This window comes from Streptomyces sp. IBSBF 2435 (assembly GCF_036815005.1).
GTDB lineage: Bacteria > Actinomycetota > Actinomycetes > Streptomycetales > Streptomycetaceae > Actinacidiphila.
In genome coordinates, this window is the sequence record NZ_JAJSYW010000145.1 from 1 (window position 1) to 19,696 (window position 19,696).

At 73.7% G+C, this 19,696-nt stretch carries 18 protein-coding genes; 6 read left to right on the forward strand and 12 right to left on the reverse strand.

Going from position 1 to position 19,696, the window contains the following annotated elements:
* The first annotated feature begins 155 nt into the window (after nt 1-155).
* Nucleotides 156-1,508, forward strand: a complete 1,353-nt coding sequence (locus tag V7E46_RS24310; RefSeq protein WP_333770404.1) for a glycoside hydrolase family 18 protein — start codon at nt 156-158, stop codon at nt 1,506-1,508.
* Nucleotides 1,509-1,671: 163 nt separating this feature from the next.
* On the opposite strand, the gene V7E46_RS24315 is transcribed toward V7E46_RS24310, so the two are convergent.
* The gene (locus V7E46_RS24315) at nt 1,672-2,499 is read right to left on the reverse strand and encodes an oxidoreductase (RefSeq protein ID WP_333770405.1); all 828 of its coding nucleotides are present in this window, start codon (nt 2,497-2,499) and stop codon (nt 1,672-1,674) included.
* A 97-nt stretch (nt 2,500-2,596) separates the two neighbouring features.
* On the opposite strand from V7E46_RS24315, the gene V7E46_RS24320 reads away from it, so the two are divergent.
* Nucleotides 2,597-3,502, forward strand: coding sequence for a LysR family transcriptional regulator (locus V7E46_RS24320; RefSeq protein WP_333770406.1), 906 nt, complete (start codon nt 2,597-2,599; stop codon nt 3,500-3,502).
* 69 nt (nt 3,503-3,571) lie between these two features.
* Here V7E46_RS24320 and V7E46_RS24325 read toward each other — a convergent pair whose 3' ends face one another.
* Together V7E46_RS24325 and V7E46_RS24330 are read right to left on the reverse strand one after the other, a co-directional pair.
* The gene (locus V7E46_RS24325) at nt 3,572-5,737 is read right to left on the reverse strand and encodes a DEAD/DEAH box helicase (protein ID WP_333770407.1); all 2,166 of its coding nucleotides are present in this window, start codon (nt 5,735-5,737) and stop codon (nt 3,572-3,574) included.
* 48 nt (nt 5,738-5,785) lie between these two features.
* Nucleotides 5,786-6,487 (reverse strand): hypothetical protein, encoded by a 702-nt coding sequence (locus tag V7E46_RS24330; RefSeq protein ID WP_333770408.1) that lies wholly within the window; start codon nt 6,485-6,487, stop codon nt 5,786-5,788.
* Nucleotides 6,488-6,744: 257 nt separating this feature from the next.
* Here V7E46_RS24330 and V7E46_RS24335 point away from each other — a divergent pair, with 257 nt between their 5' ends.
* Nucleotides 6,745-7,173, forward strand: coding sequence for a nuclear transport factor 2 family protein (locus V7E46_RS24335; protein ID WP_333770409.1), 429 nt, complete (start codon nt 6,745-6,747; stop codon nt 7,171-7,173).
* A 73-nt stretch (nt 7,174-7,246) separates the two neighbouring features.
* Nucleotides 7,247-7,477, forward strand: coding sequence for a Smr/MutS family protein (locus V7E46_RS24340; protein WP_333770419.1), 231 nt, complete (start codon nt 7,247-7,249; stop codon nt 7,475-7,477).
* A 26-nt stretch (nt 7,478-7,503) separates the two neighbouring features.
* On the opposite strand, the gene V7E46_RS24345 is transcribed toward V7E46_RS24340, so the two are convergent.
* A complete protein-coding gene (locus tag V7E46_RS24345; protein ID WP_333770410.1) occupies nt 7,504-8,265 on the reverse strand; it encodes a LysR substrate-binding domain-containing protein in 762 nt (253 codons plus the stop codon).
* 58 nt (nt 8,266-8,323) lie between these two features.
* Between V7E46_RS24345 and V7E46_RS24350 the strand changes: the two genes are divergently transcribed.
* Nucleotides 8,324-8,719 carry a DUF5997 family protein gene (locus tag V7E46_RS24350; RefSeq protein WP_333770411.1) on the forward strand — a complete coding sequence of 132 codons (396 nt, stop codon included), beginning with the start codon at nt 8,324-8,326 and terminating at the stop codon, nt 8,717-8,719.
* A gap of 30 nt (nt 8,720-8,749) precedes the next feature.
* Here V7E46_RS24350 and V7E46_RS24355 read toward each other — a convergent pair whose 3' ends face one another.
* The 5 genes from V7E46_RS24355 to V7E46_RS24375 all read right to left on the reverse strand — a co-directional run bounded on the left by V7E46_RS24355 (nt 8,750) and on the right by V7E46_RS24375 (nt 13,574).
* Complete coding sequence (locus tag V7E46_RS24355; protein WP_329175113.1) at nt 8,750-10,270, reverse strand: ABC transporter ATP-binding protein; 1,521 nt, start codon at nt 10,268-10,270, stop codon at nt 8,750-8,752.
* On the reverse strand, nt 10,267-12,960 hold the full coding sequence (lanKC, locus tag V7E46_RS24360; RefSeq protein WP_333770412.1) for a class III lanthionine synthetase LanKC: 2,694 nt from the start codon (nt 12,958-12,960) through the stop codon (nt 10,267-10,269). Before lanKC ends, V7E46_RS24355 begins: the two co-directional genes overlap by 4 nt.
* Nucleotides 12,961-13,095: 135 nt before the next feature.
* Nucleotides 13,096-13,215: a class III lanthipeptide gene (locus V7E46_RS24365; protein ID WP_333770413.1), complete on the reverse strand. Its 120-nt coding sequence runs from the start codon at nt 13,213-13,215 to the stop codon at nt 13,096-13,098.
* 70 nt (nt 13,216-13,285) lie between these two features.
* Nucleotides 13,286-13,396 carry a class III lanthipeptide gene (locus V7E46_RS24370; protein WP_333770414.1) on the reverse strand — a complete coding sequence of 37 codons (111 nt, stop codon included), beginning with the start codon at nt 13,394-13,396 and terminating at the stop codon, nt 13,286-13,288.
* 67 nt (nt 13,397-13,463) lie between these two features.
* Entirely contained in the window at nt 13,464-13,574 is a 111-nt protein-coding gene (locus V7E46_RS24375; RefSeq protein WP_333770415.1) for a class III lanthipeptide, read from the reverse strand.
* A gap of 396 nt (nt 13,575-13,970) precedes the next feature.
* On the opposite strand from V7E46_RS24375, the gene V7E46_RS24380 reads away from it, so the two are divergent.
* The gene (locus V7E46_RS24380; protein WP_333770416.1) at nt 13,971-16,940 is read left to right on the forward strand and encodes a helix-turn-helix transcriptional regulator; all 2,970 of its coding nucleotides are present in this window, start codon (nt 13,971-13,973) and stop codon (nt 16,938-16,940) included.
* 456 nt (nt 16,941-17,396) lie between these two features.
* Here V7E46_RS24380 and V7E46_RS24385 read toward each other — a convergent pair whose 3' ends face one another.
* From V7E46_RS24385 to V7E46_RS24395, 3 genes are read right to left on the reverse strand one after another with little or no spacing between them, the layout of a single operon-like run.
* Nucleotides 17,397-18,545: an MAB_1171c family putative transporter gene (locus V7E46_RS24385; protein ID WP_333770417.1), complete on the reverse strand. Its 1,149-nt coding sequence runs from the start codon at nt 18,543-18,545 to the stop codon at nt 17,397-17,399.
* Nucleotides 18,542-19,069 (reverse strand): ParH-like protein, encoded by a 528-nt coding sequence (locus tag V7E46_RS24390; RefSeq protein ID WP_333770418.1) that lies wholly within the window; start codon nt 19,067-19,069, stop codon nt 18,542-18,544. Before V7E46_RS24390 ends, V7E46_RS24385 begins: the two co-directional genes overlap by 4 nt.
* A 60-nt stretch (nt 19,070-19,129) precedes the next feature.
* The gene (locus tag V7E46_RS24395) at nt 19,130-19,561 is read right to left on the reverse strand and encodes an XRE family transcriptional regulator (protein WP_329175123.1); all 432 of its coding nucleotides are present in this window, start codon (nt 19,559-19,561) and stop codon (nt 19,130-19,132) included.
* Nucleotides 19,562-19,696: the final 135 nt, after the last annotated feature.

Below are 19,696 nucleotides of genomic sequence, written 5' to 3' on the forward strand. Positions count from 1 at the left end.
GCGGCGGGGGTATGTCCACGCGGGGAGTTTACGGTCCGCGCGGACATACGCGGCGGCGGGACCGCGGGCGGTCCGGGGGCCGCCGAGCGGCATGGGCGGAACCGGTTCCGCCGTTCCCCTTGACCGGCATTGGTCCAGACCAATACTTTCGCGCCATGCGTCGACGAATTCTCGGCCGTATGGCCGCCACGGCCGCCACACTCTCGCTGGTCGCCGTCCTGCCAGCCGTCACCGGCGGCAGCACCGCGCAGGCCCACGGCGGGCACTCCCCCGCCAAACCGTCCTACAAGAGCGTCGGTTACTTCACCCAGTGGGGCATCTATGCCCGCAATTACCAGGTGAAGAACGTCCAGACCTCCGGCACCGCCGCCAAACTCACCCACCTCAACTACGCGTTCGCCAACATCGGCGCCGACGGCAAGTGCTTCGAGGCGAACGTCGCGGGTGAGGGCGACGCCTGGGCCGACTACCAGCACCCGGTCGACGCCGCGACCTCCGTCGACGGCACCGCCGACACCGCGGAGCAGCCGCTCGCCGGCAACTTCAACCAGCTGCGCGAACTCAAGAAGAAGAACCCCAAGCTGAAGGTGCTGATCTCGATCGGCGGCTGGGGCTGGTCCACGAACTTCTCCGACGCCGCGCGAACCGCCGCCTCCCGCAAGGCACTTGTCTCCTCCTGCCTGGACATCTTCATCAGGGGCAACCTCCCGCTGCTGGACGGCAAGGGCGGCCCCGGCTCGGCGGCCGGCCTCTTCGACGGCGTCGACATCGACTGGGAGTGGCCCGGCTCCTCCGGCGACACCGACACCGTCTACCGGCCCGAGGACAAGCAGAACTTCACCGCGCTGGCCGCCGAGTTCCGCACGCAGCTGGACTCCTACGGGCGGCAGACCCACAAGCACTACGACCTCAGCGCCTTCCTGCCGGCCGCGCCCGCGAAGATCGACGCCGGCTTCGAGGTCAGGAAGATCTTCAAGTACCTCGACTTCGGCACCGTCCAGGGCTACGACTTCCACGGCCCCTACGAAAGCGGCACCAACCAGCAGTCCGCGCTGCGCGCTCCGCGCAACTCGCCGGTGCCGAACGACTTCAGCGACACGCAGGCCGTCGGTGACTGGCTGCACCGCGGCGCCCCGGCCCGCCAGCTCGTCCTCGGCGTGCCCTTCTACGGCCAGGGCTGGACCGGCGTCCCCGACGGCGGCACGGCCGGCCTCTTCCAGCCCTCCACCGGCCCGGCGCCGGCCACCTGGCAGGCGGGCAACGAGGACTACCACGCGCTCAAGGCGCTCGCGGCGTCCGGTACGTACGCGGTGCACCGCGATACGCGCAACGGCTTCGCGTGGCTCTACGACGGCACGAACTTCTGGACCTACGACGATCCGCAGGTCCTCGCCGCGAAGACCGCCTACATCCGGGGCGCCCGCCTCGGCGGCGCCATGGCCTGGTCCCTCGACGGCGACACGGCGAACGGCGAACTCATCTCGGCGCTGCACCGCGGCCTGTCCTAGACCGGTAGCGGCGAGCGCGCGGGGGGGGGGGGGGGGGGGGGGGGGGGGGGGGGGGGGGGGGGGGGGGGGGGGGGGGGGGGNGGGGGCGGGGGGGGCGGTGGGGGGGGGGGGCGGGCCGGGGGCCCCCCCCCCCCCGCCCCCGGGCCCCGCCCCCGGGACCGTCTCACCCGTCGAAGCGGGTCGCGCGGCCCCGCTTCTCCCACGCGGTGATGTCCTCGCGGACCTGGTCCAGATGGCCGAGGACCGCATCGATGCCGTCGTCGCCGAGGGGGAGGTGCAGCGGGGTCGCGTCGGCCTCCAGGGCGGCGATGATGAGGGCCGCCGCCTTGGCCGGGTCACCCGGCTGGGTGCCGTCGCCGAGCGCGACCATGGCGCGGGTGGCGCCCACCGTGGCTGCGTAGTCCGGGAGTTCGGCACTCGCCGAGGTGTTGCCCATCAGCGAGGTGCGGAAGGCGCCGGGCTCCACGATCAGCGTCCTGATGCCGAGCGGGCCCACTTCCTGCGCCAGCGCCTCGGTCATGCCCTCCAGGGCGAATTTCGTGCCGCTGTAGGCGGAGAAGCCGGCGAAGGACATCTGCCCGCCCATGCTGCTCATCTGGACGATCGCCCCCGACCTGCGGGCCCGCATCGACGGCAGCACGGCCCGTACGAGCGCGGCCGGACCGAAGACGTGGACCTCGAACAGCTCCCGCAGGTCGGCGTCCGCGGTCTCCTCGAAGGCCCCGACGTGGCCGCGGCCCGCGTTGTTGACCAGGACGTCTATCCGCCCGTGCCGGGCGATGACGTCGGCGACCGCCGAGTCGATCGCGGCGAGGTCGGTGACGTCCAGGGCCAGCGCGTCCACCTGGTCGGGGTGCGCGGCGACGAGGCCGTCCAGTGCGGCGACCCGGCGTGCGGCGCCGACCACGACATCGCCCGCGGCCACCGCCGCCTCGGTGATCGCCCGCCCGAAACCGCTGTTCGCACCGGTGACCAGCCACACCTTGTTCATCGCCAGCTCCTTGTCGGTCCCGCGCTGTCCCGCGCCGTCCTGTGACCCACCCTGCCGCGAGCCCCGCTTGCCGGTCCAAGACCTCCCGTGATAGCCGATGGTTATGGACGTTCACGGTCGGGACCTGCGGTACTTCGTGGCGGTCGCCGAGGAGTTGCACTTCACCCGGGCAGCCGAGCGGCTCTTCGTGTCGCAGCCCGCGCTGAGCAAGCAGATCAGGGCGCTGGAGCGGCAGTTGGGCGCACCGCTGTTCGACAGGGACCGCAAGGGCGTCGCGCTGACCGCGGTCGGCGCGGCGCTGCTGCCGTACGCGCAGCGGGTGCTGGCCGAGTGGGAGCGGGCGTGGGCGGCGGTCGGCGACGCCAGGGCCGCGCAGGCCAGCACCCTGGTGGTGGGGATGAGCACCAGCCCGGGCCGCGGCGGGCTGCTGCCCGCCGTCCGCTCCCGCTTCACCGCCACCCACCCGGAGACGATTCTGCGGCTGCGGCAGGTGGGTTGGGCGGACCCGACGGCGGGGCTCGCGGACGGCACGAGCGATCTGGCGTACGTATGGCTGCCGCTGCCCGACCAGGAGCGCTACGAGGTGCTGGTGGTCGCCGAGGAGCCGCGGCTGGTCGCGCTGCCGGACGGCCACCGGCTGGCGGCCCGCGACACCGTCGACTTCGCCGACCTGCTGGGCGAGCCCTTCCTCGCGCTGCCGGCCGCCGCCGGGCCGCTGCGGGACTACTGGCTGGCCGCCGACAGCAGGGCGGGCCGCCCGGCGCTGATCGGCGCGGAGGTCGCGAGCACCGAGGAGACGTACGAGGCGCTGGTCGCCGGCCTCGGCGTGGTCCTGGTGGCGGCGGGCAACGCCCCGCTGATCACGCTGGGCGGCGTGACGACCCGCCCGGTGCGCGGCATCGCCCCGAGCCGTTTCGCACTGGCCTGGCCCCGCGCCACCACCGACCCGCTGACCCGCGGATACGCCGACGCCTGCCGGCACGCCCGCGCGGCCCGGGCGTGACCGCTCAGTCCCCATCGTGCGGCCGTCACGGCCCTCCCACCTTTGACGCCGACCCGGCGTCAACCGTCCTCACCCGTCCCTGCCCGCGAGCCTGCGCTGCTCCTCCTCGACGATCTGCCGGGCCAGCGACACGTCGGAGACGTCGACGGCGTCCGCCACGGCCTCCGCCACGTCGCTGCGGCGCGCGTAGGCGTCGAAGAGCCGCGCCTTGCCGCGCAGGATCGCCAGCAGCCGCTCGTCCACCCCCGTGGTACTGAGCAGCCGGTGCACCCGCACCGGCCGCGGCTGGCCCATCCGGTGCGCGCGGGCCACCGCCTGGTGCTCGATGGTGGGTTTGACCTGCGGCTCGCACAGGATCACCACCGAGGCCGCCTGGAGGTTGAGCCCGACGCCGCCCGCCTCGATCTGCGCGAGCAGCACCGCGTGCCCGTGCGCGGCGGTGAATCCGTCCACCGTCTGCTGGCGCCGCGCGGGCGGGACGGAACCGGTGAGCGGCCCGTGCACCGCGGGGCCGAGCGCGTCCGCGACCGTGCCGAGCACATCGCGGAAGTAGGAGAAGACGACGACCTTGCGGCCGCTGCCCGCCGCCTCCGCGACGATCTCGCGCAGCCGCAGCAGCTTCGCGGACTTCTCCGGGTCGGCGTAGGCCGCCCGGCGCATGGCCATGAAGTTCCCGGCGAGCACCGCCGTGCAGTAGGCGTCCTGGTCGGCCGCGCTGAAGTCCGCCCACTCGTCGGTGTGGACGAGCGCGGGCAGTTCGGCCAGCACATCGCGCTGGTTGCGCCGCAGGTACGCCGGTGCCACCGCCCGCCGGAATGCCTGCGACCCGGCGGCCCCCGCCCCCTCCGCGGCCCCCGGCCTGTCGAGCAGGCCGGGCTGCAAGTGCCGTACGAGGCTGCGGAATTCGGCGACGCGGTTCTCCATCGGGGTGCCGGTCATGAACAGCACCCGCTCACCGTGGGCGGCCCAGGCCGCGACCGCCAGCGACCGCCCGGTCTCCGGGTTCTTCACGTAGTGCGCCTCGTCCACCACGAGCATCGCCACCCGCGGTCCGCCGTCCGGCGGCGGAAAGCCGCGCAGGGCGTCGTAAGTGGTCACCGCCACACCGCCCTTGGCCCGCCATTCGGCGAACACCTCCTGCCGCTCCGCCCCGTGCAGCGGCACCGCCCGCAGCGCGCTGCGGGCGCCGATCTCCCGGGTCCAGTTGACCAGCACGCCCGCCGGGCACACCACCAGGAAGTGGGTGCCGCCCTGCGCGGCCAGGTGTGCCAGCGCGGCGATGGCCTGGATCGTCTTGCCCAGGCCCATCTCGTCGCCGAGCAGCACCCGGCGCTGCGCCAGCGCGAAGCGCGCCCCGAAGGCCTGGTAGCCGCGCAGCGACACCCGCCGGTGGGTGCCGTCGAGCGGCTGGCTGCGTACCCGCTCGGCGACCTCGGACGGCAGGAAGCCCTCGGCCGCCGCCACGTCGGGACCGCCGCCGGACAGCTCGGCCAGCAGGCTGTAGTAGTCGGCCGACCGCAGTTCGAAGTCGACCCACGCCTCGATCCCGTCGGCCGGGCCGCGCAGCAGGTCCACGGACGCCTGCCCGATCAGCAGCGCCGTGCCGCGCTGGTCGGCCCGCTCGCACAGCTCCGCCACCGCGTCGACCGCCGCCTGCGCCCGCGCCCTGGCCTCCCGGCCCGCGAAGCGCTGCCGCAGCCACCCGCCGGCCTCCGCGGCCCGCGCGAGCGGCGGTCCCAGCTCCGCGTCGGCCTGCCGCGCCGCCTCGACGGCCCTGGCCGCGTCGGGACCGGCCTGGACGAGCCGGTGCAGCGCGATGACGAGCGCGGTCGTCCGCGGTTCCGGATGGTCGACGTCGATACGGACCGCGACGGTCTCGCCGACCGCCTCGGCGATCTGCCGGGCCGCCGCGTACGCCTGGTCCGCCGTCTGCGGCCCGACGCCGGCGATCTGCCGCAGCCCGTACCGCCCGGCGTCCAGCACCTGCCGTACGGACGTGTGACCGGCCGCCTCGATGGCGCCGAGCCGCAACCGGCCCTGCGTGACGTCCTTGAGGCGGGCGGCGGGTATCGACTCCAGCTCGTGCGCGGCCAGTTCGTCCACGAGCGGGGCAAGTGCCGTGCGCACGGCGCCGACCGCGTGCTCGTGGTCGGCGAGCAGCGAGCGGGCGGCACCGAGCAGCCGACCGCCGACCGCCAGCACGTCCCTGGCCTTCCGCCCACCCGCATCGCGCATGCCGACCCTCCCCGGTCATCCTGCCACGGCATCCCGCCGCGCCCGCCGTCACGCCGGGACGACCACGGTCAGCCACTCCGAGTCGCGCGGCAGATAGCCGTACCGTTCGGCGAGGCCCGCCACGATCGCCGGCACGTGCCCGGCACCGTAGACCACCGCGACCCGGATCGGCTCGTCGCGGCGCTCCGTGTGGATCGCGTCGAGCGCTGCGAGCAGCCGGCGGTCGCGGCGGACGGTCAGGGCGCTCTCCACGTCGTTGCCCGCGGACATCTCCGCCCGCAGTGTCGGCGGCAGGTCCTCGACCACCCGGTTCTCGTCCAGGAAGGCCCGCGGCCCGCGCAGCGCGAAGACCAGGCCCATCAGCGGCGCCAGGACCATCAGCAGCACGTACGTCGCGCGGGGCAGCTCCCGCAGGTCCGCCATCGCCTCGGCCGCGGTCACATCCGGGTACAGCACCGGTACGCCCTCGGGGAGGAGGCCTGCGTCGTTCTGCGCGACCAGGCCGTTGCGCCTGCGGCGGGGCGCGAAACGGTAGGCGAGGGTGAGCGTGCTCAAGCCCGCCGACCGGCCCTTGACGCCTTCCATCACGATCAGGTCGCAGTCGCGCAGCCGCCGGCGCACCTGCCTGTAGAAGGTCGGCGAGGCCACATGCGTCATCGGGAAGACCACGAATTCCAGCGGGGTGCCCTTGCGGCGCATCGTGAACACGGCCGACCGCACGGCGAGTCCGGTCACTTCGACGATCTGCATGACGCCCCCCGAGGCTCTTCTGCCGGAGGACGGCGACGGGCGCGGCCGCGGTTCCGCCCCGCCCGGCAAGCGGCGACAACCATCGGTTGTCAAGGCGGTCGAGAAGCTGTTGAACCGTGCGCGGCGGACGGTATTGGCTGGTCGCACGAGCCACGGAGCAGACCGGTCAGGCAAGGACCGCGACGCCCGACCGGTCCCCGCCGGAACCGGGAACCGAGCGGCCCGCGAGGGCCGCGCAGACCACGAGGAGCACCGCCATGACCGCCGCACCGCTCGGCCCGAAAGCCGTCGTCACCCGTTACGTCGAGGCCGTGCGCGACGGCGACCTCGATGTCGTCCGCGACAGCTTCGCCGTGGACGCCACCTGGGACTACCCGGGGAATCTGCCCATCTCGGGCGTGTGGAAGGGCCGCGACAGCATCGTGGAGGACTTCCTCGGCGGCATGGGCGGCCGTCTCAAGCCGGGCGCCCCGCTGGTCATCGCGCTCACCAACATCGTCGCGGACGGCGAGCAGGTCGTCGCCGAGTGGACCTCGGACGGCACCACGGAGGCGGGGGCCGCCTACCGCAACCGGTGCCTCGGCGTCTTCGTCGTGCGCGACGGCCGGATCGCCTCGATCAGGGAGTACGCCGACACCCACCACGTGGCCGAGGTGCTGTTCCCCGGACCGGCCGCCGGCGCGTGACGGTTCGCCCGCTGCCGTACGCTGCTGCCACACGACGCGCGCATCGGAGGCGGTCACCCTGCTCACGCTGGATCTGCACCCGATCTTCCGCAACAACCGCGACCTCGACGTCGCGGTGCGCCAGGCGCTCTTCCGGGCAGCCGCCACCGGGGTGGACGTGCTGCAGATCATCCCGGGCAAGGGCACGGGCAAGCTCAGGGACCGGGTGCTGGCCTCACTGGCGCAGACGCACATCAGGAAGCTGTACGCCCGCGTGGAGACCGACCCGGACAACGCCGGGCGGATCCTGGTCCACCTGCGCTGACGCGGCGGGCCGCACGGCCCCGCGCGTCACGACCGGCGGCGGGGCTTGCCGCGCTTGCCGGGGTTTCCCCTGGCGCCCTTGGCCGCCGACGCCCCGCCCTGTTTGCCCGCAGCGGGCCTGCCGCCCTTGGCCTTGCCCTTCGCGGGGGCCTGGGCAGGGGCGGGCGCCGAGCGGCCGCGGGTGCTGTTGACGGTCCGGCCGCGGACGATGCCGATGAAGTCGTCCACCAGGTCCGTGGTCGCGTCCTCCCGCCAGGACAGCGCGACGCGGGACTGCGGGGCGTCCGTCACCGGCCGGTGCACGAGGTCCCTGCGGTGGTGCAGGCGGGCCAGCGACTGCGGGACGACCAGCACCCCGACGCCCGCCGCCACCAGCTCGATCGCGTCCTCCGTGGTGGCGGGGCGCTCCAGCGCCGGGCGGCCGGGCGGCAGCTCCCAGTCCAGGGTGCCGAGGGTGTCGTCGAGCGGGTGCAGCACGATCTCGTCTGCCAGGTCCGCCACCGCGATCTCGTCCACGGCCGCCACCAGGTGGTCCTTGGGGACCACGGCCACCGTCGTCTCGGTGTACAGCGGGATCGCGCTGAGGTCGGTCCGGTCGACGGGCAGCCGTACGAAACCGGCGTCCGCGCCCCGGTCGCGCAGCAGGCCGGCCGCTTCCGCGGCGGGCACCTGGACCAGGGTCAGCGGGACGTCGGGCTGCCGCTCGTTCCAGATCCGCACCCACTTGGTGGGCGTCACCCCCGGAACGTAGGCGAGCCGGAAAGCGGGAGGTACTTCCGAGCCTGTCACCCCGCAAGGCTATCGGCGATGGTCAGGGGCGCCGCACGCGCTCGTTACCCTTGGGCGTATGACGTCGCAGAAGACCACCCAGACGATGAAGCCCGCGACCGCGGCGAAGAAGCTGGGTGTGTACCTCCAGGCCACCCCCGCGCAGTTCCAGGAGGGTGTCGTCTCGCGCACCGAGCTGAACGCGCTGCAGGCCGACCCGCCCCAGTGGCTCCAGGACCTGCGCCGCGACGGCCCGCACCCGCGCCCGGTGGTCGCGGCGAGGCTGGGCGTGTCCATCGCGGGCCTGGCCCGCGGCGGTGTCGAGGAAGCGCTCACCACGGCCCAGATCGACGAGCTGCGGCAGGAGAACCCGCCGTGGCTGGAGCGGGAGCGGGCCACCCAGGCGGAGGTCCGCAAGGAGGCCGCGCGCATCAAGGAGAAGCACGCCGAGCGCGCGGCGAACCAGGCCCGCTGACCCCCGCCCCGCCCGGGCCGCGGGCGGCCGTCAGGGGCGGGCCGCCGCGACCGACAGGGTCACCACGCGGTCGAAGCGGACGTCGAGGTCCTCGTCGCCGTGGTGGACGACCAGCAGGGCGCGGTCCCGGGTGCGCTCCTTGAGGGTGCGCAGGACCAGGTCGCGGCCGCTCGGGTCGAGGTTGGCGAAGGGCTCGTCCACGAGGTAGACGTCGGCGTCCTCGGTGAGCAGGGCGGCGACCCCGGCCCGCTGCCGCTGGCCCGAGGACAGGTCGGAGGGGAGCTGGTCGGCCAGGGCCGTCAGCTCCATGGCCGCGCGCAGCCGCTCGTCGGCGACCAGTTCGCGGATCGGCAGCGGGGGCAGGTTGACCGGGGCGGTCAGGCTCGCCACCCGGGGCGGCAGCGTGACCACCCCGGCGTCGGGGGCCAGGGTGCCGGAGATGATGTGCAGCAGCGTGGTCTTCCCGCAGCCGTTGGGGCCGCGCAGCAGCACGTGCTCGCCGGCCCGCAGCTCGAAGTCCTCGATCGCGATGGTGGCGCCGTCGCCGTAGACGACCCGGGCGCCGTTGACCAGCACCATCGGTCCTTCGTCGTGGTAAGGCGCCGGGCGGGAGGCGCGCAGGGTGTCGATCCGCTTGAGCACTGCGGTGTTCCTGCGGACCTGGGGGATCATGTTGATCAGGTCGAAGATGCCGGTGACCGCCCGCCACAGCGAGTTGACGAAGGCCAGGAAGCTGCCGAAGGTCATCCGGCCGGCGAAGACGAAGTAGGCCCCGACGACCATCGACGCCGTGTCCGACAGATTCATGACCAGGTCGCTGAGCGTGTTCTGCTTCTGGGTGAGCCGGTAGTTGACGAAGGTGATGCCGAGGAAGCCGTTCAGCGCCTCCTTGTTCGCCGCCCGGGTGCCGGGCACCAGCGACGGTATGCCGCGCAGCGCGTGGAAGGACTCCAGCGTGCGGGTCAGCTTGTTGATGTACCGGGCCTCCGCCTCGCGCTCCGGGTCGGTGTTGTCCTCGATCCGCTTGGCCAGCCGGTTGCTGACGAGGACCAGCGGCGGCACGATCACCAGCAGGATGAGGCTGGCCTGCCAGGACAGGTAGAGCAGCACCCCGATGAAGACCAGCGACGCGAGCGCCTGCTTGGCGATGCGCACGCAGACGTCGATGGCCGGCAGTACGCCCTCGCGGACGTCGTTGTGGACCCGGCTGACGTACGAGGCGTTCCCGGCCCCCGACAGCTGCCGCCCGTCCAGGCCGAGGGTGCGGTCCAGCAGCTCCATCTCCAGCAGCAGCATGAACGAGTTCTCGAACCGCTTGCGCCACCAGGCGACCCAGTAGCCGCCGATGTTGAGGGTGAGGCCGAGCAGCAGGTAGAAGACGCCGAGGACGATGAACTTGCGGAAGTGCCCGGCCAGGATCGCCTGGTCGAACAGCGCCTTGAGCAGCAGCGGGTGCAGCAGGGCCTCGATGCCGCTGATGACCGCCTCGACGGCCATGATGAGGCAGAACCCCGCCCGGTGCCCGCGCAGCGTGCGCCACAGCTCCTTCACCGCGACACCTCGTCCAGCAGGAAGTCGGCGGGACCGCCGTGGTTGAGCCGGTGCAGCACCCGCAGGATGCCGGCCGAGCCGGTCAGGTAGTCGCACGAGCAGCGCAGCAGCCCCTCGCCGGGCACCCCGAGCGGCACCGTGCCGTCGTCCCCGCGCGGCACCCCGAACCGCTCGGCCGGCTCGAAGAGGAACACCTTACGTACGAAGTCCAGCTGCCGCAGCGCGATCTGCCGGTACGACGGGTCGCCGGTGATCTCGGTCGCGTCCAGCAGCGCGTCGGCGACCCCGGTCAGGCCGAACGCGTAGCCGGGCATGACCGACTGGCCGACGTCCAGCGCGCGCAGCACCTCGCGCGCGTCGTCCAGGTTTCCGTAGCGCAGCAGCACCTGCGCGACACCGGCCGAGCCGACCTCGACGTAGGGCTCCATGGTCCCGGCGTGCTTGAACATGATCATGCCGTCCTCGATGGGCTCGGCGTGCGCCATCTCCCAGGACAGCGCGCGGCGGCCGAGCCGCGCGTAGCTCTCGTCGCCGGTGATCTGCGACATCCGCAGCAGGAACATCGCGACTCCGGCCTGCCCGAAGCCGAGTCCGGTCAGCGGCCCCTTGGCCGAGAAGTCGTTGAGCCAGTAGGCGTGTTCACCGTCGCGCTGGACGGTGTCGAGCAGCGCGTGCGCGCACTCGCGTGCGGCGGCGAGGTCGCTCTCGTCCCCGCCGGCGAGGTGGAAGCGCAGGTTCGTCATGCCGATGCCCGCGTGGCCGTAGTAGAAGGTGTGGTCGCTGCTCTGCGGCGCCCGCCGGTTGGCCAGCGCCAGCAGCTCCCTGGCCTGCGCCCGCAGCCCGAGTGATTCGGCGGCCCAGGCGATACCGGCCAGGCCGTTCATCAGCCCGTCCGCGTATTCGGCCGGCTCGATGCCGGCCAGCTGCTTGCCGAGCCAGTCCCGCCACTCGGGCCTGACCTTGACGCCCGAGGCGTTCAGCGCCCACAGGACCCCGCTGGCGCCCACGCCCAGGCTCAGCGGGTTGGTGACATGCGCGAACGGGTCCACCGGGAAGAGGGTCTCCCGGCCGGTGTCGGCGACGGCCACGACGAAGGCGGCGACCCCGGCCTCGGTGGCGGCGAAGCCCGACCGCCCTTCCACGAGGGGCAGTCGCGGGGCGAGCGCGACCTCGCCGACCAGCTCCTCCTCCTGGTCGAGGAATTCCAGGACGTCGTCGAGCGTCACGCGCGCCTGCGAGAGGTCGATGAGCAGCTGGTGGATCCTGGCCGGCCAGCCGAGGCTGTCGGTGAAGACGCCGTAGAGGTCGAGCACGTCCTCGCGCAGATACGACATCGCCATGACCGGGAAGATGAAGTACGCCATGGTGGACGCCAGTCCGTACAGGTCGTCCTCGAAGACGGAGGCGGCGTGCGCGCGGCGCCGGGAGTGGCTGAATCCCGGGGTGAACAGCTCGACGGGCGACTCCAGATGCGCGTCCTGCGCGTCGGACTCGGCCAGCCGGCACGCCTCCAGGTCGATCACGGTGACCGTGTAGGTCTCAGTGTCCACCAGCAGGTTCGCGGCGGTGAGGTCGCCGAGGATGACATGGCGGTCGTGGGCCGCCTGGACCGCGCGGGTCAGGCCGCGGAAGACCGACAGGTAGATCCGCAGGAACTCCCGGGAGCGCTCGGCGTCGGCCCCGGGCCTGGCCAGCGGGTTGCGCTCCAGCAGGACCGTGCGGATGTCCTTGCCCTCGATGAACTCCTCGGCGATGAAGTGGTGTTCCCAGTGCTGGAAGGTGACGATCGGCGTGGGGAAGGAGTCGAGGTCGCCCAGCCGGTTCAGGAAGGTCCACTCGCGGGCGAGGATGTCCAGCGCGTCGTGGTCCAGCCGCGGATTGACGTTGGTGTACGGGCGGGCCTCCTTGACCACCACGATCCGGTTGTCGTGTGCGGTGTCCTCGGCCTTGTACACCCCGCCGCCGTTGGAGAACTGCATGGCCTCGATCACCCGGAAGCGCCCGCCGAGCAGGCCCGAGCCGTCGTCGTCACCGGCGTGGTCGGCGGCCTTCCAGTCGGCGAACGGCCACGGCTGCCACGGCGGTTGGGCGTAGCCGATCCGGCGCTCGTCGGGGACGGGACCGTCGGGGCCGACGATGTGCGCCACCTGCCGGCCCATCACGTCCACGCTGTGCGTGGGGAGGAACTGGCCGTAGCGGAAGTAGAGCGCCTTGGAGTCCCGGTAGCGCATGTCGGAGAGCACGTACGCGCCCTCGACGCCGTCGAGCAGCTCGGCGAGTTCGGCCAGCGTGGTCCTGAACTGGTCCTCGTCGTGCGGGTAGACGGTGATGAACTTGCCCGCGCCGCCCCGGGACATGGCCTTGGAATTGAGCATCTCGAAGATGTTGATGTCCAGGGCGATCTTGAAGTCGATGTCGCGCGACGTGAGATGGCCGATCACCGCGGCGGCGACCCGGTGGACGGTGCGCTGGCCGGTCGACACGTGGATCTTCCACCCCTGCGCCGGCAGGTCGGGATTGTGCCGGCGGCTCCACCAGATGCCGCTGCGGACGAACTCGGCCCGCACCCCGGCGTCGAGCGGGGCCAGGAAGTTGTCCTCCCGCGGCTCGTAGGAGACGTCGAGCGGGTCGAAGAACAGCGTGTCGTTCCAGGCGAAGAGGAAGCGGTTGACCCATCGTTCGTCGCGCATGTCTGCCTCTGTGTGGTCGTCCGGGAGCCGCCGCGGGCGGCCGGTGGTGAGTGGCGGAACCGTGCGGGGTGCGGGGTGCGGCAGCGCGCTCCCGGGGCTGTGCGGAGGCGCGTCGCGCCTCCGCACAGGTGGCCGTCAGGCGCCCGACCGGTCGTGCTCCCTGCAGCAGGCCGCGTTGCTGCTGCTCATGCTCAGTACGGCGACCACGGTCCTGGCGGTGGTCGGCTGCATGGTCTGCAGGTCCGGCACGCTCATGCGCATCTGCTCCTCGGCGACCCGGGAGGCGCGGGATCGCGCTCCCGGGTCCTGTGGGGTGGTGCTCAGGTCACTTGTCGTCCCACTTGCAGCACTCGGTGCTGCTGCTGGTAAAGCTGTGCATGGCCACCACGTTCTGCACGGCGGTCGGCTCCAGGGTCTGCAGCGTGAGAACGCTCATCCGGCCTCCTGTTGGGTGACGGTGACCGCGCGAGCGCGGTCACCCGGGCCCCTGCGGGCCCGTCGGATCACTTCGGGTTGGACTTGCAGCAGTCGCTGCTGCTGCTGGTGGTGCTGAGGATGGCTACCGCGTTGTGCACGGCGGTGGGCTCCAGGACCTGCAGCTTGAGAACGCTCATCCGGGACACCTCCTGGGTGATCGGGAGCGCGCGGACGCGCTCGGGGCGAGGAACGGGCAGGTGCCGATCGGCACACCCAGCCAACAGCGCCGCCCCGCGGACCCGCATCCGTGCGAGGTCCCCACAATCGCCCGCCGCCGCCCCCATGGCGGCGGCGCCGGGGGCGCGGGTGAATGGTGGTGTTCGCTCCCCACCCCGGTTGACGGTTTCCGGCCGATGCGCCATCGTGGTCCCCGCAGCTGAGACGGATGCCATGACCATTCACATTCACCTCAGCTCATGTGACCGCAGGTCAGTTCCGCCGCTGCATCAGTTCATCTCCGTGTCAGTCGCACACCGGGAGACGCAGATGAGGAAGCCGTACGCCGGTACCCGCACCGTGTCGGAACGATGTCCATGACGGCGCTGTTACCGTCGCCGCAGCCCGTGGGCCTGCCGCGGCCGGCCGGCCGCGAGGACGGCCGCCAGGGGCAACTGATCGGCCGGCAGGCGGAGATGCGGGCCGTCATCGCGGCGCTGGCCGCAGCGCGCGCCGGGCGCGGCAGCGCGCTGTTCGTCACCGGCGAGCCGGGCGTCGGCAAGACCCGGCTGGCCGCGGAGGCCATCGCCGCCGCCGCCGGGGCCGGCATGGTCACTTCGCGCGGCCGGGTCTCCACGGTGGGGTCGGCCGTGCCGTACCGGCCGCTGGTCGAGGCCCTGCTCTGCCTGGCCCGCGCGGGCCTGCTGCCGGAGCAGGACCAACTCGGCGGCTACGCACCGCTGCTGGCCGGACTGCTGCCGGAACCGGGCGCCGCCGCCGGCTCGCCCGCGTCTCCCCTGCTCGTCGCCGAGGCCGTGCTGCGGCTGCTCGCGGTCGTCGGGCGGCGCGGCGGATGCCTGCTCGTCCTGGACGACCTGCACGACGCCGACATGGAGACGCTGGAGGTCGTCGAGTACCTGCTCGACAACCTCGCTGAACAGCCCGCCGTCCTGCTGATCACCGCGGGGCGCGAATCCTGCGCCGCGACCGATCTGGCCGCGCGGGCGCGCCAGCGGGGGGCCGCGGCGATCCTGCCGCTGCGCCCGCTCGGCCCCTCCGACGTGCGGCTGCTCGTCGCCGCCGAGCTGGGCGTCGCGCCCGACGGGGTCAGCGACGCGCTGGTCGACCGGGTGGTGGCCGGCGGCTCCGGGGTCCCCTTCGTGGTCAAGGAACTCGTCCACGACCTGACCCGCCCCGACCCCGCCCGGCGCGCGCCCGACGACGACCGCGACCGTACGCTGCCCGTCCCGGACTCCGTCGCCCGCAGCGTCCGGCGCCGCACCGAGCGGCTCGGCCCCGGCGGCAGGCGGACGCTGGGGGTCGCGGCCCTGCTCGGGCAGCGCTTCCCGCTGCCGGTGCTGCGGCACGCCGTGGGATGCGACGACCGGGAACTGTTCGCGGTGCTGCGCGCCGGGGCGGCGTCGTACCTGCTGGAGCCGGACGCCTCGGACCCGCAGTGGTACGCCTTCCGGCACCGGCTCGCCGCGGAGGCGGTGCTCGACGGCCTCGCGCCCGGTGAGCGGGCCGGCTACGCGCGTCGAGCGGCGCAGGCGCTGGCCGACCTCCACCCGGGGCTGCCCGGCGAGTGGTGCGCCCGCGCCGCGGACTTGCGCGGGCACGCCGGCGACTCGGGCGAGGCGGTCCGGCTGTACTGCGAGGCGGGGCGCCGGGCGATGGCCGAGGGCGCGGTGGACAGAGCGCTGACGCTGCTGACCCGGGCGCACCGGCTGGCCGACGCCGCCGTACCGCCCGGGCTGCGGGCCGCCGTCCTGGAGCAGCTGCTGCACGCCGTCGGCTGCTCGGCCCGCTTCGACTACGTACCCGAACTGACCGCCGCCGTCGAAGCGCTGGACGACCTGGACGTGCCCGCCGCCCGCCGGGCGGGCCTGTGCGCGCGGCTCGCCGACGTCGCCGCGCTCGCGGGCCGGCCCGCAGAGGCCCTGCACCAGCTCGACGTCGCCCGCCGGCTGCTCGGCGGCTCCCCCGCCGACGTCCACCGCGCCCCGGTGGACGCCGCCGCCGCGCATGTGGAGCCGCACCGGCTCGCGCCCGACCGGCTGCACACCGCGGCCGGGGCCGCCCGCCGCGCGGCGGAAGCGGCCCGGCGGGCCGGGCTCCCCGACGTGGAGTGCGGCGCCCTGGTCCAGCTCGGGCACCTCACCGCCGAGCGTGACGAGAGCGCCGCGACCGAGCATCTGCTGCGCGCATGCGCGCTCGCCCGCCAGCACCGGCTGCCCGTCCAGCGCGTGTCGGCCGAGGCCCGCCTCGCCCTGGCCGCGGCCCGCCGCGACGGCCGCTGGGCCCGGGTCGAGCAGGTCCGGCAGGACGCCCTGCGGATCGGCGCGCTGCCGCTGGCGTACGAGACCGGGTACGCCCTCGCGCTCGCCCAGGTCGGGCGTGCCGAGTTCGGCCCGGCCGGCGAACGGATACGCGAGGCGCTGGCCGGCGCCACGCGGCTGCGGCTGGGACACGCCCTGCCCATGCTCCGGCTGGCCGAGGCGGTGCGGTACGCCCACCAGGGCCGGCGGGCCGAGATGCAGGAGGCGCTGGCGGCACTGGCCCCGCTGGTGGACGACGCGCCGGGCGTACGGGCGATGTCGTACGGGCTGGCGCGCGCGTTCTGCTCGCTGCTGGAGGAGGACCGCGAGGCCGCCGAGCGGGAATTCGCGCAGGCCGTCGCCTACGACACGGAGAATCCGGCGACCGGCGACTTCGGCAAGCACGGGGTGATCCTGCTGCTGGGCGTGCTGGCCCGGCGGGTGGGCGCGCAGCACTACGCCGGAGTCACCGCGGTCAGCGCGGCCGGCACCCGCTGGAACCGGCAGTTCGTCGGGCTGGCGCACGCGGTGCTGCTGGGCCGCGAGGGCCGCGCGGCGGAGGCGGACGCCGCCGCCGCGACCGCGCTGGAGGCCGCCGCGATCCACCCCATGGCACGCCACCTGTGCCTGCGGCTCATCGCGCGTCCCGCGCACGAGGACGGCTGGGGCGATCCGGTCGGCTGGCTGCGCGAGGCGGAGGAATACTTCCACGGCGCCGATGTCCCGGCCGTCGCCGGCGCCTGCCGCGGCCTGCTGCGCACGATGGGCGCGCCGGTGCGGCAGCGGCGCGCGGGCATCGAGCAGGTGCCTCTCGACCTGCGCCGCTACGGGGTCACCGTGCGGGAGTTCGAGGTGGCCAGGCTGCTGGCGACGCGTATCGGCAACAAGGACATCGCGGGGCGGCTGCACATCTCGCCGCGCACCGTCGAGAAGCACGTGGCGAGCCTGCTGCGCAAGACCGGCCACCCCGACCGGGGCGCCTTCGCCACCGCCGCCGGCGCCCTGACGCCCGCGCTGCACGCGGGGTGACGGTGAGCAGCCGCCTGGCGGCGGGGCGGGCGGCGGCGTCTGCGGGACGGTGGGCCGTCCGGCGACGGCGAGTCCGTCGGGTCGGTGCCCGCGCCGGGACACTGAGCCGCCCCCTCGCGGCAGCCACGCGGTGCACGGGCGGACGGTGAGACGGGAGGTGGGCGCCGGCACCGGCGCCCGAGGTGCTGAGCCGTCCAGCAGAGCAAGTCCGCGCCGCGCGCCGGCGGATGGTGAGCAGCCGCCTGGCGGCGGGAGACCGGCGGCGCCGGCAACCGCGCCCGGGCGTGAGGCGGGAGACGGGCGTCGGCACCCGCGACCGAGGTGGTGAGCCGTCCCAGCCCGGCAGAAACGCGGGAGCGGTGAGGCGTCGGGCGAGTCCGTGGTGTCGGCGCTCGTCCGGGCGGTACGTCGTCCGGTGGCGGGATGTTCGCGGGGCGGGGCCGCCGTCCCGGGGCGTCAGCGGGTCGCGTCCTCGTGGTGGACGAAGGCGTGGGTGACCTGGAGCAGCCAGTCGGTCTCGGCGGCGAGCGTGCCGGCCACCGGCCAGGGCCGGACCGGCTCGCTGCCAGGACCCCCGGCGTCGGGACGGCGCCCGTTGCGGCGGTTCGCCAGCGCCGCGGTGATCGCCGCCGCCTCCCGCGCCGCCTCCCTGGCCGGGTGGCCGGCGGCGGCCGGGTCGGGACGGCCGGGGTCGAAGTACGGGCGCAGCGCGAGGTGCGCGTCCCGGATCTCGATGACGCGCCGGTAGAGCGCGAAGGTCGCCTGCCGCGGGCGGGTACGGCCGCGCGTACCGTCCCCGTACAGCGCGATCTCCGGGACCTCCGTGCACAGCGCCGACCACAGCGGCTCCAGGGCGCGGTAGGAGCGGCGGGCCCGCCACCAGCGCAGCGGGCCGAGCAGCGCGGGCCAGCGGTTCGCGGTCGAACCGCACGCCGCCAGAAGGGCGATGACCACCCCGAAGCAGGTGGACGGCAGGTCCTCGCCCAGGCCCTGGCGGCCGGTGCGCAGGACCGCGGTCATGTCGTGGGCGGACCACCCGGTCCACAGCACGCCCACGGCGGCGGACAGCGCCATCAGGACGAGCCCGGCGCGCACCGCCCCGGCCGCCTCGCGCCGGATGTGCCCGGCCAGCGCGCCGATCAGCATCGTCAGGCACGCGATGCCGTAGCAGGCGAACAGCAGCTCGTAGCCCGCGAACAGCAGCCTGCGGCCGTCCCCGACCGATACCGCGTCGGAGGTCACGGTCACGGCGGAGGCTGCGAACAGCCAGCCGGAGAGCGCCTGGACGCCGATCCCGGCGCCGACGTGGCGGTGCACGGGAGTGCGGTCGTCGGTGGAATTGCGCAGCGTCAGCGCGATGAGCGCGAGACAGGTGAAGGCGCCCATCTTGAGCCCGTGCACCAGCGCCACCAGGAGCGTCCGCGCGTCCATCAGCCGGGACAGGGCGGCGATGCTGGTGGGCGCGTTCAGCACCAGGGCGCTGCCGATGCACAGCGCGAAGGCGCAGATGTAGCGCTGGGTCTCGCCCGCGCCGGCCGCCGACAGCCGGTAGACCGCGAAGCCCACGAAGACGGCGGCCGCGAGGTAGGCGGTGATATCGGTCATCGGCCGGAACTGCGCGGGTCGGGCCGGTTGAAGAGCGCTTCGAGGCCCGGGGCGCGGGCGGTGGCGGGCGGGGACTCCCGCAGGGACACCCGGGACAGGATGAGCGAGGCGACGATCTCGGCCTCCTGCTCCTGCGGCTCGGTGTAGACCGTGCGGCCGAGCACCCGCTCGACCAGCGCCGGCGGCAGGGCCGGCATCAGCGTGCGGGCCGCCGAGCTGAGGGTGGCGCCGTCGTCCTGGTGGCCGCACAGCAGATGCGCGGCCTCGTGCAGCAGGATGTGGTGCTGGTGCAGCGGGGTGGTGTCGGCCGCGTAGAGGATGTAGTCGGCGTCCGCGGTGGTGACCAGCAGCCCGCAGGGCAGGTTCGGCCGGTCGGTGACCGGGACCAGTTCGATCGGCCGGCCGCGGTGGGCGGCGAGCGTACGGATGAAATCCGCGATGTCGAAGGGATCCGCGAGGCTCAGCGTGTCGACGCGCCGCTGACACCGCTGCCATAAGCCTCTGCGGCTCCGGTCACTGGACAATGAGCACTCCTTCCTCTCACGAGGACGGCGGGCCGAGGCGGTGACCGGTCTGCACAGGGGTCAGCCCTCAGTGCTCGGCGGATCGCTCCCTTGTTCCCGGCGGGCAAGCACGTCGATAATGTCACTGATCGTACCCACAGCTTCGGGTGACAGGTTGACCGCACGGAGTGCGATGTTCCGCACACCGGCGTCCCGCAGGGCTGTGAGCAGCTCCAGCTCCTTCGTGATGGCGGCGCCTTGGGCGTCGTCGAAGAAGTACGCGACAGGGACCTGGAAGAACTGCGCCAGCACTTCGAGGTGGCGTTTGGTCGGGTTGTCCCGGCGCCCGGTGCGCAACTGCCACAGGTAGGTGGCGGAGAAGCTCTCGCCGGTGGCCTCGCGGCACGCCTTGGCGACCTCTTCATGGCTGTACTGCTCGCGGTTGGGGCGCCGCACCGCGCGGAAGAGCGCGTCGATCCTGTCCGCGAGCGTCTGCACCGCCGGCTCGGCCATGTCGCACCTCTCGTCAACGCCAGCTTGCAGTGTGCATGTCGCGTCCGCCACACGTTAAAGGGTCACTTTATCGCCGCTGTCCACGGCCCCGGTCCGTGCCGTCCGGGAGCGGCGGGGCCGGGGGCGGTGCGGACC

What these genes read in the sequence shown, in the direction of transcription:
- V7E46_RS24380 (WP_333770416.1), top strand. Translation starts at nt 13,971, where the DNA reads ATGACGGCGCTGTTACCGTCGCCGCAGCCCGTGGGCCTGCCGCGGCCG.
- V7E46_RS24370 (WP_333770414.1), bottom strand. Translation starts at nt 13,396, where the DNA reads ATGAGCGTTCTCACGCTGCAGACCCTGGAGCCGACCGCCGTGCAGAAC.
- V7E46_RS24365 (WP_333770413.1), bottom strand. Translation starts at nt 13,215, where the DNA reads ATGAGCGTGCCGGACCTGCAGACCATGCAGCCGACCACCGCCAGGACC.
- V7E46_RS24310 (WP_333770404.1), top strand. Translation starts at nt 156, where the DNA reads ATGCGTCGACGAATTCTCGGCCGTATGGCCGCCACGGCCGCCACACTC.
- lanKC (WP_333770412.1), bottom strand. Translation starts at nt 12,960, where the DNA reads ATGCGCGACGAACGATGGGTCAACCGCTTCCTCTTCGCCTGGAACGAC.
- V7E46_RS24385 (WP_333770417.1), bottom strand. Translation starts at nt 18,545, where the DNA reads ATGACCGATATCACCGCCTACCTCGCGGCCGCCGTCTTCGTGGGCTTC.
- V7E46_RS24335 (WP_333770409.1), top strand. Translation starts at nt 6,745, where the DNA reads ATGACCGCCGCACCGCTCGGCCCGAAAGCCGTCGTCACCCGTTACGTC.
- V7E46_RS24375 (WP_333770415.1), bottom strand. Translation starts at nt 13,574, where the DNA reads ATGAGCGTTCTCAAGCTGCAGGTCCTGGAGCCCACCGCCGTGCACAAC.
- V7E46_RS24395 (WP_329175123.1), bottom strand. Translation starts at nt 19,561, where the DNA reads ATGGCCGAGCCGGCGGTGCAGACGCTCGCGGACAGGATCGACGCGCTC.
- V7E46_RS24330 (WP_333770408.1), bottom strand. Translation starts at nt 6,487, where the DNA reads ATGCAGATCGTCGAAGTGACCGGACTCGCCGTGCGGTCGGCCGTGTTC.
- V7E46_RS24325 (WP_333770407.1), bottom strand. Translation starts at nt 5,737, where the DNA reads ATGCGCGATGCGGGTGGGCGGAAGGCCAGGGACGTGCTGGCGGTCGGC.
- V7E46_RS24320 (WP_333770406.1), top strand. Translation starts at nt 2,597, where the DNA reads ATGGTTATGGACGTTCACGGTCGGGACCTGCGGTACTTCGTGGCGGTC.
- V7E46_RS24350 (WP_333770411.1), top strand. Translation starts at nt 8,324, where the DNA reads ATGACGTCGCAGAAGACCACCCAGACGATGAAGCCCGCGACCGCGGCG.
- V7E46_RS24315 (WP_333770405.1), bottom strand. Translation starts at nt 2,499, where the DNA reads ATGAACAAGGTGTGGCTGGTCACCGGTGCGAACAGCGGTTTCGGGCGG.